Source organism: Pseudomonas sp. DVZ6 (genome assembly GCF_024259445.1).
GTDB classification, from domain to species: domain Bacteria; phylum Pseudomonadota; class Gammaproteobacteria; order Pseudomonadales; family Pseudomonadaceae; genus Aquipseudomonas; species Aquipseudomonas peradeniyensis.
In genome coordinates this window covers 85176-100727 of sequence record NZ_JANCLM010000021.1, presented here as the reverse complement: position 1 = coordinate 100727, position 15552 = coordinate 85176, and the positions used below count along the sequence as shown (strand labels likewise).

Annotated in this window: 13 protein-coding genes; 8 read left to right on the top strand and 5 right to left on the bottom strand. The window is 64.8% G+C overall.

The window, feature by feature from the left end:
- Nucleotides 1-150: 150 nt before the first annotated feature.
- The 4 genes from NMG10_RS14215 to NMG10_RS14200 all read left to right on the top strand — a co-directional run bounded on the left by NMG10_RS14215 (nt 151) and on the right by NMG10_RS14200 (nt 2450).
- Entirely contained in the window at nt 151-252 is a 102-nt protein-coding gene (locus NMG10_RS14215; protein WP_302328695.1) for a DUF3077 domain-containing protein, read from the top strand.
- 163 nt (nt 253-415) lie between these two features.
- A complete protein-coding gene (locus tag NMG10_RS14210) occupies nt 416-1321 on the top strand; it encodes an alpha/beta fold hydrolase (protein ID WP_232856073.1) in 906 nt (301 codons plus the stop codon).
- Between the two features lie 378 nt (nt 1322-1699).
- Entirely contained in the window at nt 1700-1957 is a 258-nt protein-coding gene (locus tag NMG10_RS14205) for a hypothetical protein (protein WP_186712545.1), read from the top strand.
- Nucleotides 1958-2162: 205 nt separating this feature from the next.
- Nucleotides 2163-2450 (top strand): DUF3077 domain-containing protein, encoded by a 288-nt coding sequence (locus NMG10_RS14200; RefSeq protein ID WP_203652532.1) that lies wholly within the window; start codon nt 2163-2165, stop codon nt 2448-2450.
- A 160-nt stretch (nt 2451-2610) separates the two neighbouring features.
- On the opposite strand, the gene NMG10_RS14195 is transcribed toward NMG10_RS14200, so the two are convergent.
- The 4 genes from NMG10_RS14195 to NMG10_RS14180 form a co-directional block, all read right to left on the bottom strand.
- Nucleotides 2611-3528: an RHS repeat-associated core domain-containing protein gene (locus NMG10_RS14195; protein ID WP_254464581.1), complete on the bottom strand. Its 918-nt coding sequence runs from the start codon at nt 3526-3528 to the stop codon at nt 2611-2613.
- Nucleotides 3529-4175: 647 nt separating this feature from the next.
- On the bottom strand, nt 4176-6659 hold the full coding sequence (locus NMG10_RS14190; protein WP_254464580.1) for a TonB-dependent receptor: 2484 nt from the start codon (nt 6657-6659) through the stop codon (nt 4176-4178).
- Nucleotides 6660-6762: 103 nt separating this feature from the next.
- Nucleotides 6763-7698, bottom strand: coding sequence for a FecR domain-containing protein (locus NMG10_RS14185; RefSeq protein ID WP_254464579.1), 936 nt, complete (start codon nt 7696-7698; stop codon nt 6763-6765).
- Between the two features lie 10 nt (nt 7699-7708).
- Nucleotides 7709-8209, bottom strand: a complete 501-nt coding sequence (locus NMG10_RS14180; RefSeq protein ID WP_203652536.1) for a sigma-70 family RNA polymerase sigma factor — start codon at nt 8207-8209, stop codon at nt 7709-7711.
- A 185-nt stretch (nt 8210-8394) separates the two neighbouring features.
- Here NMG10_RS14180 and NMG10_RS14175 point away from each other — a divergent pair, with 185 nt between their 5' ends.
- The 4 genes from NMG10_RS14175 to NMG10_RS14160 are packed head-to-tail and all read left to right on the top strand — an operon-like array spanning nt 8395 to nt 13997.
- Nucleotides 8395-10308, top strand: a complete 1914-nt coding sequence (locus NMG10_RS14175; protein WP_254464578.1) for a sigma-54-dependent Fis family transcriptional regulator — start codon at nt 8395-8397, stop codon at nt 10306-10308.
- Nucleotides 10309-10311: 3 nt separating this feature from the next.
- Nucleotides 10312-12039, top strand: a complete 1728-nt coding sequence (locus NMG10_RS14170) for an ABC transporter ATP-binding protein (RefSeq protein WP_254464577.1) — start codon at nt 10312-10314, stop codon at nt 12037-12039.
- A complete protein-coding gene (locus tag NMG10_RS14165) occupies nt 12029-12706 on the top strand; it encodes a S8 family serine peptidase (RefSeq protein WP_203652538.1) in 678 nt (225 codons plus the stop codon). Before NMG10_RS14170 ends, NMG10_RS14165 begins: the two co-directional genes overlap by 11 nt.
- Entirely contained in the window at nt 12699-13997 is a 1299-nt protein-coding gene (locus NMG10_RS14160; protein ID WP_254464576.1) for an NAD(P)/FAD-dependent oxidoreductase, read from the top strand. The genes NMG10_RS14165 and NMG10_RS14160 overlap by 8 nt, the downstream gene beginning before the upstream one ends.
- A 124-nt stretch (nt 13998-14121) precedes the next feature.
- Here the strand turns inward: NMG10_RS14160 and NMG10_RS14155 are convergent, their stop codons facing one another.
- Nucleotides 14122-15435 carry an alginate export family protein gene (locus NMG10_RS14155; protein WP_254464575.1) on the bottom strand — a complete coding sequence of 438 codons (1314 nt, stop codon included), beginning with the start codon at nt 15433-15435 and terminating at the stop codon, nt 14122-14124.
- Nucleotides 15436-15552: the final 117 nt, after the last annotated feature.

Genomic DNA, 15552 nt, shown 5'->3' with positions numbered 1-15552 from the left:
TCGCGAAAGGGCTGCGCAGCAGCCCCGGCGATTTTGATGGCGGCTCGGAACCTGGGGCCGCTGCGCAGCCCTTTCGCGGCGCAAGGCCGCTCCTACAGGGTTGAGCTAAATCAATGAGTTATGGCTTTTCCACGAGAGAGGATTTCGCAAATGGACAATGAACCGGTGCTGGTCTGGGCATCGCACTACCTGAGCGATATGGCCAAGGCATTGATGGATGATGCGCATATGGGGATGTTGAAGAAGGTGTGAAACAGACCCCGGTGGTCTGGGTGGTCAGCCGAACCGACCCGGACCACACTCGAATGCCCTCAACACCTTTTATCGTGGCGACAAGCCCGTATAGTGCCTAGCTGTCATCAGTCAAAGGAGTGGCCATGAAACAAGCAGCACATCGCCCGGAGAGGGGAATCTGATGCGTATCGCAACGATCCTCGCGGCAGTCGGGACTACCTTGTCGTTGATGTCGGCGTCGCTGTCGGCGTCACCCGGCCAGCCTTCGTCTCCGTTACACACTGATCAGCAGCGTATCTCGGTCCAGGTCGAAGGCGAGGGCAGGGATGTGATCCTGATTCCGGGGCTGGCATCGTCTCGCGAGGTATGGGCTGACCTTGCCGCTCGGTTACGCCAGAACCACCGTCTTCACCTTGTGCAGCTCGCAGGCTTTGCCGGTTTGCCTGCGGTGTCCGATAGCGAAGGGAAAGTGGTCGCTCCGGTGGCCGAGGCAATTGCTGACTACATCCGCACCCAGCATATAGAGGCACCCGTGATCATCGGTCACTCACTGGGGGGAGAGGTTGCATTGATGCTGGGGGCTCGTCATCCCGATCAGGTTGGGCGCTTGATGATCGTCGATGCGTTGCCGTTCTATACGTTGCTGATTGACCCTTCGGCCACCAGCGAAACCGCTACGGCGCAGGCGGCAGCAATGCGTAGTTCGCTCTTGTCGGCATCGCCGGAGCAGAGCGAAGCGATGCAGAAGGCATCCATCGCCCGACTCGCCAAGACCGAGGCGGTCAGGCCAGGGGTGGTTTCTGCGGGGATCAGCTCTGATCGCAAGACCGTGGCGGATGCAGTGTATGAGTTGATGATCACTGATCTGCGTCCCGAACTCGGTCGCATCAGCGCGCCGGTCGAAGTCGTTTATGCATACGACGATTTTTACGGTGTGCCTGCATCCAGCGTCGATGCAACGTTCCGTCGGGCCTATGCCTCGACACCTGATATCCATTTCACCCGCATCGATGACAGTTTTCATTTCGTCATGCTCGATCAACCGGAACGGTTTGCCAGCGTTGTAGAAACCTTCCTCAAAAAGTAAGCAGTGCGGAGCCCGGCCAATGATTTGTTGGTGCGTCCTACAGGGATGAATCAGATTTTCCCTATTTCGAGTAGTCCATTTCCGAAGCATGCTTCGCCCACTGTTGCGCCCTCGAACTGGCGGCTAGTCTCGCTGGGTCGTTGCCAAATCAACGACCGGGCCTGCAAGTCCGTCTGAACATCGAACTGTACTCACCTTCGAGTCGCTGGCGTTTTCCAGTGGCTGTGCTCAATGGTGGCTACGTGCGGTTGGCCCTCGGGCCGGCCGGGTTATCGCTCGATGTTCCCCGGACTTGCAGACCCGCACGTAGCCGCCACCCATCCTCCTGCAGGTGAATGGGTGTCTGGTTGATCATTCATGAACGTCGAGTATGAAGTCATGTTGAAGATCGTCCCAGATCCACCCCCGTCCGCTGAATCCCCTCATCTCCTTGAAGACACCCTCGTCCAGGCCACCGAGTACGTCATGTGCGCACTGGCCGTCGCCCATCAGTCGTTCAGCCACCTGCCCAAATCACCGGCCACTCTGGTGATGCTGACGATGATGCACGAGCTTGATGCCACCCGCATGCTGCTGGAGTCGGCACTGGCTCAGCTCCAGATGAGTGCACGACCGCCGTCGTACACGTTGCATTGACAGGGCTGCCACGGCCCCCTTGGCGATCGTCTAGCCCTGTGGGAGCGGCCTTGTGTCGCGAAAGGGCTGTGCAGCAGCCCCGGCGATTTTGATGGCGGCTCGGAACCTGGGGCTGCTGCGCGCCCCTTTCACGACACAAGGCCGCTCCCACAGGGTCTAGCTAAATCAACGAGTTATGGCTTTTCCAAGAGAGAGGATTTCGCAAATGGACAACGAAACCCCTGCAGACCACGGCCAGCTCGGCTGGACCGTCGGCACCTGCACCTGCCTGGAAGGTGCCACCAAAGGTACGCGCCTGTTCCGCGTAGAACCCGGCAACTGCGCGAGCCACGCCATGGAGCAGGCCTCCGTGCTGCTCGACAGCGCCCGCCGGGCGTCCTTCATCGGTGTGATGGACAATGAGCCGGTGCTGGTCTGGGCATCGCACTACCTGAGCGATATGGCCAAGGCATTGATGGATGATGCGCATATGGGGATGTTGAAGAAGGTGTGAAACAGAGCCCGGCGGTTCGAAAAGGACCGCCTAGCCTCATGACGGAATGCAGATAGGCAGGTTTATAGAGGAATGTGCACCGTATTCTACAGTACTCATTGGCCTCGCAGTCGTCGCGCCCAACTGACGAGTTTTTCTAACTTGCTATATATCGCGCAGGTCAGGCGTCAGCTCGTATGTCGCTTGATTTCGAGTTTAAATCTGCGTTGCGCTCATAATATGAATTTCTGCGAAATAGTGTTGATTCTTTTGTGGGTAACACTTTTATTTTGTCAAATGAGCTTTCAAAAAAAACTATTATATTTTTATTGTCGCCGGCATAGTCGAAATCCTTACCTTTGGTGAGCTTGTTAAAGTCCTCTGTGTATATCCTGAAAACACGCGCCTTTGACCGGGTACGGGATGCGCTCGCGCCGGCGTAAGCTGTTGCCAGTTTGTAGTCGAATGTTCCGTAGAAACCGATTCCATAAATACCTTCGCCAATATTTTTAGGGTCGATTCCCGCAGCTAACGATTTCTCATAAATCGAAGAGCTACCATGAAATGCAATCATCTGACGATTAGTTGGCTTAAATAGGCGCCATATGGTTCGGGTGGTGTCTGTAATAAACTGCCCAACTGTAATGTGTCCATCTGGATCTTTGTTGTTTACTGGGTCCCCCAAACAATAAATATATGGATTTAGGTCGCCTGCACCAAAAGGACTAATGCTGTCAGGGCTGTTGAATCGCTTTAATGAGGGGCTGAACGCCCGATAACCGTGACCTAAGTGATAGCGCTGCGTCAAAGGATCAAAGGGCTCGCCGTTAAAGCCAAGCAGCGCCAATACACCTTTATGCCAACCATAGGGGGAATAGACAATGCATCGTCGTGGATGTGCGGACTTGAACAGGCTCGAGGGTGAATGATTTTGTTCAGTGGCTATCAGAGTGGTGATGTACGAGCTGCATCTGAATTTTTTTCTGACGGATACGTCTGGTAGTGCACGGCTTAGAGTATTGCCTGACAAGACTTCGCCCGAGGTGCGCTTCGAATCAATAGACATTTGGATCCGTCCGGCAGTTACGGTCTGGAACATAAGCATTCCACTGCTACCTGAAAATAAATACTAGTAAAATTGATAGCTATCTGTTGAGGCACCGAAGCGAGCGGTTAAAAATTTCTGGTGGCGGCAGGAAAGTCGAACGTCACGCAGGCCGCGCTCGGTTTCTTAGGCGGCACCTACAGTAGGTTTTATTTCACCCGAATGGATGGCGGTTGATCAGCCGGAGCGGTTCGTCAGCGCTGTTGAGGCTTTCCTCAAGCCGTGAGCAGAGCGCGGGTGATGAAACGTTGGCGTGCTTACGGGCAGCCCTCTCAGGTCTTTGGGGGCAAGGGCTGTTGACCGAGTGAGGGCCCCCAGGTGTCCACCGCAACCTTTGCAGCGCCTATGAGATCGAGCGCCGCCCGCGCGGCGCATCGCGGCACAAGGCCGCACATCTGTTTCGGGCCAGTCAGTCCTGTGCCATTACCTGGTCCGCCTTGTTGGTCCGACACGGTTTCAGCGTGGCCACCACTGCCGCTTCACCTGTCTCAAGACATGTACCAAGGCGGGCAACCATGAGATGTGTGAGCGGCCTTGTGCCGCGATGCGCCGCGCGGGCGGCGCTCGATCTCACAGGCGCAGAAGCCTTCGCGGCGAACACCCTGAAAGCCCCGGCGCTTACGGCGCCGATCCTGCCCCCATCAGAAACTCCCCTTGAGCGTCACCATGAAGTTACGCGGCTCACCGTAGTGGTTGCCCCAGCCAGCAGCCCCGATGGTCGCGTAATAGCGCTTGTCCAACAGGTTGTTGCCGTTCAACGCCAGGCTCCAGTGCTCGTCGAGGCGGTACTGCACGCGGCCGCTCCACAGGGTGTAGCCCGCTTGCTCGATGCTCAGGTTGCCCTGGCGGCGGAAGTTGTCGCTCTGGCTGGAAACCCCGGCACCGACCGTCCAGCGCTCGAGCGCGCCGTCGAGCTGGTAGTCGCCCCAGACCTTGAGCATGTGCCGCGGGATGAAGCTGGAGGTAAAGTTGAGCTCGGTCGGGTCGGTCTGGTTGATGGTGCTCAGGTACTTGGTCTGGGTGTAGGTGTAGCCCGCCAGCAGTTCCAGGCGCTCGATGGGCGAGCCGCTGACCTCGGCCTCGAAGCCCTGGGCGCGGACCTTGCCGCTATCGGTGTAGCAGTACTGGTCGCCCGAGCCCATGCAGGTGGCGGCGTAGTCGGTTTCGGCGCGGTGCTCTTCGACCGTGCGGAACAGGTTGAAGGCGGTGTTGAGCGCGCCGCCGAACAGTTCGCCCTTGATGCCCAGCTCGTAGTTGGCGCCGGTCTTGGGTTGCAGGGCCTGGCCCTGGGCATTCACCAGGTTGCTCTGCGGCTGGAAGATATCGGCGTAGCTGGCGTAGGCGGTCCACTCATCGTTGAGGTCATAGAGCACCGCGGCGAAGGGCGTGACCTGGCCGTTTTCCTGGCTGCGGTTGTGTACCCAGTAATCCCAGGCCTGGGTGTAGGAGTCGCTCTGGTTGCGGTACCAGCTCACCCGCGTGCCGAGCACCAGGGTCAGCGGCTCGGCCAGCTTCAGGCGCAGGGTGGCGTAGGTGCCGTACTGGCTGGTGGTGGAGTCGCTGGGCGCGCTGCCGCCACGGCTGGGGTTGGCCAGGAATTGGTCCTTGGACGGGTGGGGGAAGGCCCCTGACGGGTCGAAGGGGTTCTGGGTGCCGCCGAGCGGCATCAGCGCGAAGTAGTCGTGGGTCTTCTGCCGACTGGCGTTGGCGCCCACGATCAACTCGTGCTCGAGGCCGAACGCCTCGAACTTGCCGTCGACGTAGCTATCGAAGCCGTAGTCGTCCTGGTCGTAATCGAACCGGCCGACAATACGGCGCATTCCGGCGCTGCTGGCGCCGACCGGCACCGCGCCCTCGGAATAGCCGTATTCGATGTTCTGGTTGTTGTGGGTGTAGACCGAGGCGAAGTTCAGCGTCCAGTCGTCGTTGAAGCGATGCTTGAGGTCGGCGAAGCCGGTGATGCGCTGACTCTGCTGGTCATTCCAGGTGGCGCCCAGGCAGGTGGAGCGCGACAGCTTCAGATCGCTGCCGTCGGCATAACGGGGCAGGCCGGTATAGCACGGCGAGGCGTCGACGTCTTCATAGGCAAGGCCCACGCCCAGGGTTGTGTCGGGCGTCACGTCCCAGTCGAGGGCGCCGTACAGCACCTGGTCCTGGCGCTTGGCGTTGTCGTAGAAATACTGACGATCCTGCAGGGTCGCCACGGCGCGGCCGCGCACGGTGCCCGACTCGTTGAGCGGGCCGCCGACGTCCACCTGGCCTCGGTAGTTGTCCCAGGTGCCGGCGGACAGGGTCAGCGCGGTGTGGGCCTTGTCCTGGCCGCGCTTGCGCACGAAGTTGACGCCGCCAGCGGAGGAGCCTGAGCCCTTCATCATGCCAGCGGCGCCCTTGAGGATCTCGACGCGGTCGTAGAAGGCCATGTCGCTGGAGAAACTGTTGGCCTGCACGTAGTTGCCACCCACATCCAGCGGCACGCCGTCGTACTGGTACTGGCCGTCGAGGTTGAAGCCACGGGAATAGAAGTACTTGCCGCCCATGGGCGAGTCGTAGACGGTGATGCCGGGGGTCTTGTCCAGCACCTGCTCCAGGGTATTGAGGTTCTGGTCGTCGAGCATCTTGCGGGTCATCACGGTGACCGACTGCGGCGTTTCCTTGAGGCTGTGCACGCCTTTGCCGATGGTCACCGCGCGCGCGGCGTAGGACTGGGTGCCCTCGCTGGTGGCATCGAGGCGGTTGGCGTCGATGGTCAACGGCCCCAGTTCCATCGCCGCGCCATTGTCGGCCGGCACCAGCACATAGCCGCCGTTGCCCTGGCGCTGGGCTTGCAGCCCGCTGCTGGCGAGCAGGCGCAGCAGGCCTTCCTCGACGCTGTAGCTGCCGTCGAGTCCGGCGGTGTTGAGGTGGCGGGTCTGCTCGGTGTCGAACGAGATGGTTACCCCCGCCTGCACGCCGAACTGGGTGATCGCATTGCCCAGGGGGCCGGCGGCGATATGGTAGGTGTTCTGGCTGCTGGCCATGGCATGGGCCGGCGCGAGCAGCGCGCAGGGCACGCTGGCGAGGGACAGGCCGAAGGCGAACCGGCGGATGGCCAGGTGCAGGCGGGCGGTGGGGTGGGGAGCGGGCATTGGGTGATCCTTGCGTGTCATGGCGGAAAGTCGCTGTCGTCGCGGCTTGTGTCATGGACGGACGAGAATCGAAATCAGCAAGATTGCGGAAAACTTTTTTCGCTCAGGCAGGCTCCACGCTGACCCAGTAGCGACTCAGGTAGCGCACCTTCACCGGCAGGGATTTGGGCAGGTTCGCCAGGGCGATATCGGTGTCGTCGATACGGAACGAGCCGGAAATGCTCATGCCGCGAATGGCCGGGGCGCAACGCAGCACCCCGCTTCGGTAGCGGCCCAGCTCGTCGATGAAGTCACCCAGGCGCCAGTCGTTGACGCTGAGCATGCCCTGGACCCAGGCCGTCGAGTCGGCGGGCAGGGGCTGGGCGCGGGCCAACGTGTCGCGGTCGAAGCCGGCCTGTTGCCCTGCGTCCAGGCGCAGCACCTGGTCGAGATGGTGCTTGGGCCGAATCTCGACGGCCGACTGCAACACACCGACCCGTGTCTGCTCCGCTAGCTGCCGCACACTGAACCGCGTACCCAGCGCCCGCACGCTGCCGTTGTCGGTGTGCACGATGAACGGGCGCCGGGCGGGGTCGCTGGCGGTGCTGACCAGGATCTCGCCGCGATAAAGTTGGATCGCCCGTACCTGCGTATCGAAACGCACATCCAGCGCGGTGTCGACGTTCAGCTCCAGCTGCGAGCCATCCTCCAGGCGCAGCGAGCGCCGTTCGCCGCTGCCGGTGCGCTGCTGGGCGAGGAGGGCGCTGTAGGGCACCTGTTCGCTGGCCAGCCAGGTGCCGCCGCCGACGGCCAGCAGCATGCCCAGTACTTTCAGCACCTCGCGGCGCTGCGCCTGGGCCGCGCCCAAACCCGACAGCGCGGCCTGGCGTGGCACCATTGCCCATTGTCGCTGAAGCTTCTCCACTCGCGTCCAGGCTTCGGCATGCGCCGGGCTTGCGGCCAGCCACGTCTGCCAGGCCTGGGTCCGTGCAGTGTCGGCATCACCGTCATTGAGCTGCACGTACCAGGTCGCGGCCGCTTCGAGTGTCTTCATATCCATTGACCAGCCCTCAGCTCTCGACCACCAGCAGGCAGCGGGTCATGGCCCGGATCAGGTGGTTTTTCACCGTGGTGATCGAGACGTCGAAGCGTTCGGCGACCGCCGCATAGGTCAGCCCTTCCAGTTGCACCGCGAGGAAGATGTCGCGGGTCCTGGGGCCGAGCTCGTCGAGCATTGCATCGACCGATACCAGCATCTCGATGATCGACAGGCGAATCTCCGGCGACACCTCGACCGGTTCGGGTCGCAGGGCCAGGGCCTGCAGGTAGGCCTGCTCGATGGCGCGGCGGCGAACCTTGTCGATCAGCAGTGCGCGGGCGATGGCGCTGAGGTAGCTGCGCGGCTCGCGGATGGGCGCCTGGTTGCGGGCGGTCATGACCCGCAGGAAAGTGTCGTGGGCCAGGTCGGACGCATCGGCGGTATTGCCCAGGCGCGCGCGCAACCAGCTTTTCAACCAGCCGTTGTTCTCGCTGTACAGCTGGTGCAGCGCCGAGCGGTCGAGCGTCGACATAGAGCGGGATCCATGATGTAAATGGTAATTGCTCGCATTGTCTCGGTGCGGCGGGGGGATTGCAAGGTCCACGGCTGCTGGCGTGGCTTGCGCTTACTAGATGACTGCCAACGAATTCTGACGCACACTGCCGAAAAAACCGATGCCCATTGCCCCGCCTGAGCGGGGCACCCCTGGAGCACGCAATGGCGCGACAACTTCCAACAACAAACGCCAACGACCCGCTGCAGCAATCCCGCCTGGTCCGCCTGAAGCTGGCCAGTGAAGGCGAGCTGCCCTCCGGCATGCTGCGTGACGAGATCGACGCCTCCTGGCGCCGCAGCCTCGGCCACGGCCTGGACTGCCTGCAGGGCGAGCAGGTAGGCCTGGGCATCCGCCATGGCCTGGACCTGCGTGCGCTGCTGGAGCACAACCGCCTGCTGATCGACGCGGTCACCCCCGAACTGGATTACCTGGTCAAGCGCCAGGGCAAGAGCGGCATCGTCATCCTCGGCGACGCCCAGGCCAACGTGCTGGCCATCGAGGGCCAGAAGCAGACACTCGAGCGCGAGGGCCTGCGCGACCTGCACCCGGGCAGTTGCTGGAGCGAGGCCCTGCGCGGCACCAACGCCATCGGCACGGCGGTGGTCGAGGGCCAGCCGACCCTGATCAACTGCGGCGAGCACTACCTGGACCGGCTCAGCCCGTTCTCCTGCACTTCGGTGCCTCTGCGCGATCCGCGTGGCGAGGTGATAGGCGTGCTTGATGTGACCCGTGAAGGTGTCATGGCCCAGCCCCAGGACAACCTCTCCACGCTGCTGCTGGCCGCCGGCAATATCGAAAGCCGGTTGTTCGGGCTGTATCACCCCGAGCACCTGGTGCTGGCCTTCCACAGTCGGCCGCAGTACCTGGCCAGTGCCTGGCAGGGCCTGCTGGCGCTGAGCCTGGAAGGCGAGGTGCTGGCGGCCAACGACAATGCTTGCCAACTGCTGCAGATGTCTCGCCAGACGCTGCTTGGGCGGCGCAGCAGCGACCTGCTGGGCGAGCGTTCGCCGGCATTCATTGCCCGCCTGTGGCAGGGCGGTGTCAGCAGCGTGCAGACCGCCAAGGGCGAATTCTTCTTCCGCGCCTTGCAGTTGCCACGGCATGGCCGCGTCAGTGGTCCGGCGTTCACCACCAAGCCGGCCGAGCCGGCCAAGGCCCAGGCCCTGGAGGCCCTGGCCGGCGGTGACCCACGCCTGGCACGGGCTCTGCGCATGGCCCGCCAGGGCCTGGCCAATGGCTTGCCGGTGCTGCTGTTGGGCGAAACCGGTACCGGCAAGGAAGTCGCCGCCCGTGCCCTGCACCAGGCCGGCCCGCGGGCCGACAAGCCCTTCGTGGCGGTCAACTGCGCGGCGATTCCCGAGGGCCTGATCGAGTCCGAGCTGTTCGGTTACCGCGAGGGCGCCTTCACCGGCTCGCGCCGTGGCGGCATGGTCGGGCGGCTGATGCAGGCCCATGGCGGCACGCTGTTCCTCGACGAGATCGGCGACATGCCCCTGGCCTTGCAGGCGCGCCTGTTGCGTGTCCTGCAGGAGCGCCGGGTGGCGCCGCTGGGGGCCGGCGAGGAGCAGGACATCGATGTGGCGCTGATCTGCGCCACCCACCGCGATCTCAAGCGCCTGGTCGCCGACCAGCAGTTCCGCGAAGACCTCTACTACCGGGTCAACGGCGTATCCCTGCGACTGCCGGCACTGCGCGAGCGCGACGACCTGGCGACACTCATCCAGGGCCTGCTGGACAAGTCCGGGGCCAGGGGCGTCAGCCTCGATGCACCATTGGTGGCGCTGCTGGAGAACTTCGACTGGCCGGGCAACATCCGCCAGTTGGAAATGGTGGTGCGCACCGCCCTGGCGATGCGCGAGGAGGGCGAGCAGGTGCTGACCCTCGACCATCTCACCGACTGCCTGCTCGATGAACTGGCCAGCGGCGCCGCGCCGTCCGGCAGCCTGCGCGACAACGAGCTGGAGCTGATCCGCGCTGCCCTGGCCCGCCATCAGGGCAATGTCTCGGCCGCGGCCGAGGCCCTGGGCATCAGCCGCGCGACGCTGTACCGCAAGCTCAAGCAGTTGCGTGGTTGAGCCATGGGCGGACTGTTTTCCCGGCTGATCGAATCCAGCGACCCGGCGCTGATGCGTCAGGCGCTGGCCTGGTTGTATGGCTTCGTGCGTCCACACCGTGGCGCCATCGGCGTGCTGCTGGCGCTGTCCCTGGGCGCCTCGCTGCTGGCCCTGGCGCAACCCTGGCTGGTCAAGACCCTGATCGACGAGGGGTTGCTGGCCAAGGACTACCAGACCCTCTGGCACATGGCGGCAATCATGATCGTCGCCGGCCTGCTCGGCACCGTGCTGGCCGGGGTCAACCGCTACCTGCATACACGGCTGTCCGGGCGCATCCTGTTCGCCCTGCGCGATGACCTGTACCGCCACCTGCAACGGCTGTCGCCGACCTTCTACGGCCGGCGGCGCACCGGCGACATCCTGTCGCGGCTGGACGGCGATGTCGCCGAGATCCAGCGGTTTGCTGTGGACTCGCTGTTCTCGGCGGTGTCGGCGCTGATCGGCCTGGTCGGCGCCGTGGCCCTGATGCTGATGCTGTCCTGGCAGCTGTCGCTGCTGCTGGCGCTGCTGATTCCGATCGAGGTGCTGTGGCTGCGCTGGATGCGGCGCAAGGTCGAGCGCGAGGTGCGCAGCCTGCGCGAGCGCTCGGCGGACGTGTCGTCGTTCCTGGTCGAGACGCTGCCGGCGATGAAGTTCATCCAGGCCGCCGGCCAACAGCAGCGCGAGGCCGAACGCCTCGACCGGCTGGGCCAGGGCTACATGGGGCAGTTGCTCAAGGTGCAGGTCACCGAGTTCTTCACCCAGGCGGTGCCCGGCACCCTGACCTCCTGGTGCCGGGCGTGCGCATTCCTGGTCGGCGGCTGGTGGGTGATCCAGGGGACCTGGCAGCTGGGTGCGCTGATCGCGTTCTCCACCTACATGGGCATGGCCGTCGGCCCGGTGCAGAGCCTGCTGGGCCTGTACGTGGCGGTGCAGCGGATGGCCGTGAGCCTGGCCCGGGTGATGGAGCTCAAGCAGGAGGCGGTCGCGGTGCGCGAGGCGGATGATCCCAGGCCCATGCCGCAGGGGCCCGGCGAGCTGCGCCTGGAGGCGGTGAGCTTCGCCCACGACGGGCGCCAGGGCAAGGTGCTGGACAAGGTCGATGCCAGTCTGCCGGCCGGGGCCAAGGTCGCCATCAGTGGCGCCTCCGGCGTCGGCAAGTCGACGCTGATCGACCTGCTGCAACGCTTCTACGACCCCGATGGCGGGCGCATCCTGCTCGATGGCGTCGACCTGCGCGAGCTCGACCTGCAGGCCCTGCGGCGACGCATCGCCGTGGTCAGCCAGGACATCGTGCTGTTTCGCGGTACCCTGGCGCAGAACCTGGCCTACAGCACGCCCCAGGCCAGCCGTGACGACCTCGAGCGGGTGGTGCGCCTGACCCGTCTGGAGAGCCTGGTGCAGAGCCTGCCGCTGGGGCTCGACGGCTTGCTGGGCGAGCGTGGCCAGCAGCTGTCCGGTGGGCAGAAGCAACGCATCGCCATCGCCCGGGCGCTGCTGCAGCAACCGGCGATCCTGGTGCTGGACGAAGCCACCTCGGCGGTGGATGAAGCCACCGAGCGCGAGGTGATCGCCGCCATCGACCAGCTGTTCGCCGGGCGCACGCGGATTCTCATCAGCCACCGCGCCTCGACCCTCGCCGATGCCGACCTGCACCTAGAACTGCTGGACGGACAGTTGCGCAGCAAGGAGCCCGCCGACCATGGCCGCTGAACCGTGCATCGGCGTGATCGACAGCGGCTGCTCGCCGGAGCAGGCGGCCGGCCTGCTGGATGCGCGTCGCTTCTGGCTCGAAGAGGGCATGTTGCGCGAGGGTGACCCGCTGCCGGACGCCCTGGGCCATGGCAGCGCCGTGCTGGCGCGGCTGCGCGCCGAGTCCGGCGCCCAGCCCGTGCTGCTGGCCCAGGTGTTCGCCGGGCAGGGCAGCACCAGTGCCTTGCAGGTGGCGGCTGGTCTGTTGTGGCTGGTGGAGGCCGGCGCGAGCGTGGTCAACCTGAGCCTGGGCCTGCGCCAGGACCGCCCGGTGTTGCGCCAGGCCTGCGCCGAGGCCGTGGCCGCCGGGGTGCTGCTGTGCGCCTCCAGTCCGGCGCGGGGCGAGCCGGTGTACCCGGCCAGCTACCCCGGGGTCATCCGCGTGACCGGCGATGCCCGCTGCGCTGCCGGGCAGTGGTCGTGGCTGGACACGGCCCAGGCCGACTTCGGCGCGGCGGTCGGCAGCGATGGCGGGGCAGGAGCCAGCCTGGCCTGCGCCGCATTCAGCGGCCGGGTGGCGGCCCTGCTGCGCGAGGAGCCCGGCATGACCCGGGAGGCGCTGTTGCGGTGGCTGAAAACCCACGCGGCGTTTGCCGGCCCTGAGCGCAAGGGGCTGATCAATGTCTGAATCGAGCATCCTGATACTCGGTGCCGGACCTGCCGGCGCAGCCACGGCGCTGGGGCTGCGGCGAATGGGCTATGCCGTCACGGTGGTGTCCGACTGGCGCCGCTTCGCCGCGGTGGAAGGCGTGTCGCAGCGGGTGCTGGAGGGCCTGCGTCATGCAGGCCTGGGCGCCGCCCTGGCCGAGGCCACCACGCCGGCCACGCGTCAGGTGCACTGGAACGGCGAGCGGCTGCAACCGAACCAGGAATGCCTGCTCGATCGCCAGCGTTTCGACCAGGCCCTGCGCGACGACCTGCGCCGCGCCGGTGTCGAGCTGGTCGAAGGGCGTGTGCGCGAGGTGGCGCGGGGGCAGGGGTACCGGTTACACCTGGACGACGGTCGCACCTTGCACGGTAACTTCCTGGTCGAGGCCCGTGGTCGCCAGGCGCCGTTGAGCGAAGGTCGCCTGCGCGGACCGGAGACCGTCAGCCTGCTCAACCTCTGGCAGGCAGCGCCCGGCACGCCGGCCTCGGCGGTGGAGAGCCTGGACGACGGCTGGGCCTGGATGGCGCGACTGGCCGATGGCCGCTGCTACTGGCAGGTGACGCTGGATGCGACGGCGGCACAGCTGCCGGGCAAGGCGGCCTTGCCCGAATACTGTGCCGAGCGTCGGCGTGGTTCGGCGCTGGTGGAGCAACTGTTCGGCGAGCAGGCCTTCGCCCCTGCGCAGGTGCATGCCCGTAGCAGCACCGCGATCCTGGCCGGCGCCTGCGCAGGCGATGATTGGCTGCGGGTGGGGGATGCGGCGATGGCGGTAGACCCGCTGTCGGGTAACGGGATCTTCCAGTCGTTGTCATCGGCCTTGCAGGCGCCGGTGGTGATCAACACCTTGTTGCAGCGGCCTGAGCACGCGGCCCAGGCGCTGCGCTTTCACCAGGAACGGATTGAGCAGCTGTTCCTGCGCTTTGCCCGTATTGGCCGGGATTTCCACGATCAGGAGCAGTCGCGGGCGACGGCCGCGTTCTGGGCTGCGCGCCGCGAATGGCCGGATACGCAGCCGATCCATGCCCAGGCCGCCTGGAGCGCTGTGACGGTGGAGCTTCGGCCGGTGTTGCGTAATGGCTTCGTGGAGGAGGCCGAGGTGGTGGTGACGGCAGACCAGCCGTTGGGGGTGTGGCACTTGCAAGGGGTTGAGTTGGCGCCCGTGGTCCGTGGGGTGCAGGCGGGGCTGTCGCTGCAGGCGTTGTTGCGTGATCGGCCTGCACAGCAGCAGATGATGGTGCGGCGGTGGTTGTTGGAGCAGGGGTGTCCTTGAGACTGTGGGGCTGCTGCGCAGCCCTTTCGCGGCACAAGGCCGCTCCTACAGAGGATCGCGGTCTCCTGTGTAGGAGCGGCCTTGTGCCGCGAAAAGGGCCGCGCAGCGGCCCCATAATCTGGAATCAGAAGAAGGTCCCGACCACCAGTTGCAGATAGGTCCCCCTATCCCGGCCACCCAACTGCACGCCGCCATCCTGCGCACTGCGCTGCGGGGTATAGAACCCCACCAGCGGGCTGATCAGCCAGTGCTCGTTGACCATCCACTCCACATACAGGTCCACCTCGCGCCCACCCAGGTTGCCCTGGTCGGTCTTGAGCGTGTCGAAGTCGAAGTACAGCGCCCCCACGGTCAGGCCCTCCCGCGGCGTGGCCTTGAGCGCCACATGGTGAACCTGGGTGTTGCTGTTGAAGGGCCCGGCGTAGTTGGCCGCCACCTCGCCCTGGAACCAGGTGCCGTAGCCTCGGCTCAGGCCATAGAAAAGCGGGTCGAAATGCTCCGAGAAGCGGCTGTAGCGGTAGGTGGCGGTGGGCGCCCAGGGCAGCTCGGAGAACGTCCAGTTGCCCTCCAGGTACCAGGCGTTTTCGCGTCCGCCAGTGCGGTCCTGGGTGACGTATTCGGCGGCCAGCTCGAGGTCTTTCACCCCCAGGTTGCCACGCCCGCGCAGGCTCACCGTGTCCATGCCGTCGCGGTGTTCCAGGCCGAGGATCTCGGCGTAGCGGCGGTCGACATCCAGGCCGTGGATCCAGCTCAGGCCCACGGTGCCCGCATCGCTGACATGTTCGAGGTTGGCCACCGCCATGGCGGTGTCGGCCTGGAACGGGTTGTCTGATTTGAGCCACATCAGGTCGCCACGCCAGCCTTGCTTGCCGCCCAGGCGCAACACGGCGGTGCGGTCGAAGGCCTTGCGCGCCGCCAGGTAGTAGGCGCCGCCGCGGTCGAAATCGGCGCCCAGGTCGACATTGCCGGCATTGACCGGGTCGCCTTGGATCAGGAAGCCGTCGCCGAGGGTGATGACCTGACGGCCCCCAGAGACATCGATGCCATCCTCACCGAGGGCCGGGAACAGGTTGCCCGAGCGCCAGCCGAGGTAGGCGTCCTCGATGCCGGTGCGACGCTCGTTGCCGAGGGTGAAACCGGCGGCGTCACCATCGCCCCAGGTGGCCGAGCTGAGCAGGCTGAAGGCGCCGTACAGCGTGCCGCTGTCGGCCAGGGCCTGGCTGGAGCTCAGGCCGTACTTGACGTAGCCCTCGCGCCAGTTGCTGCTGCCGGGCTGGCGGTTGCCGAACTGGTCGAAGCTTTCGTCGCTGTGGAAGACGCCGAACAGGGCTTCGAGGTTGGCGTCCAGGGTGGTGCCGGCGTTGTTGTAGAGTTCATGGGCCTGGGTGAGGGGAGAGGCCAGCAGCAGGGCCAATGTGCAGGCGAGCTTGTGCGTCATGGTGTGCTCCATGTTTTTATTGTGTGTTCTGTAGGGGCTGTTCCGGCCTCTTCGCGGGTAAACCCGCTCCCACAGGGATCGAGCGAATCCTGTGGGAGCGGGTTTACCCGCGAAGAG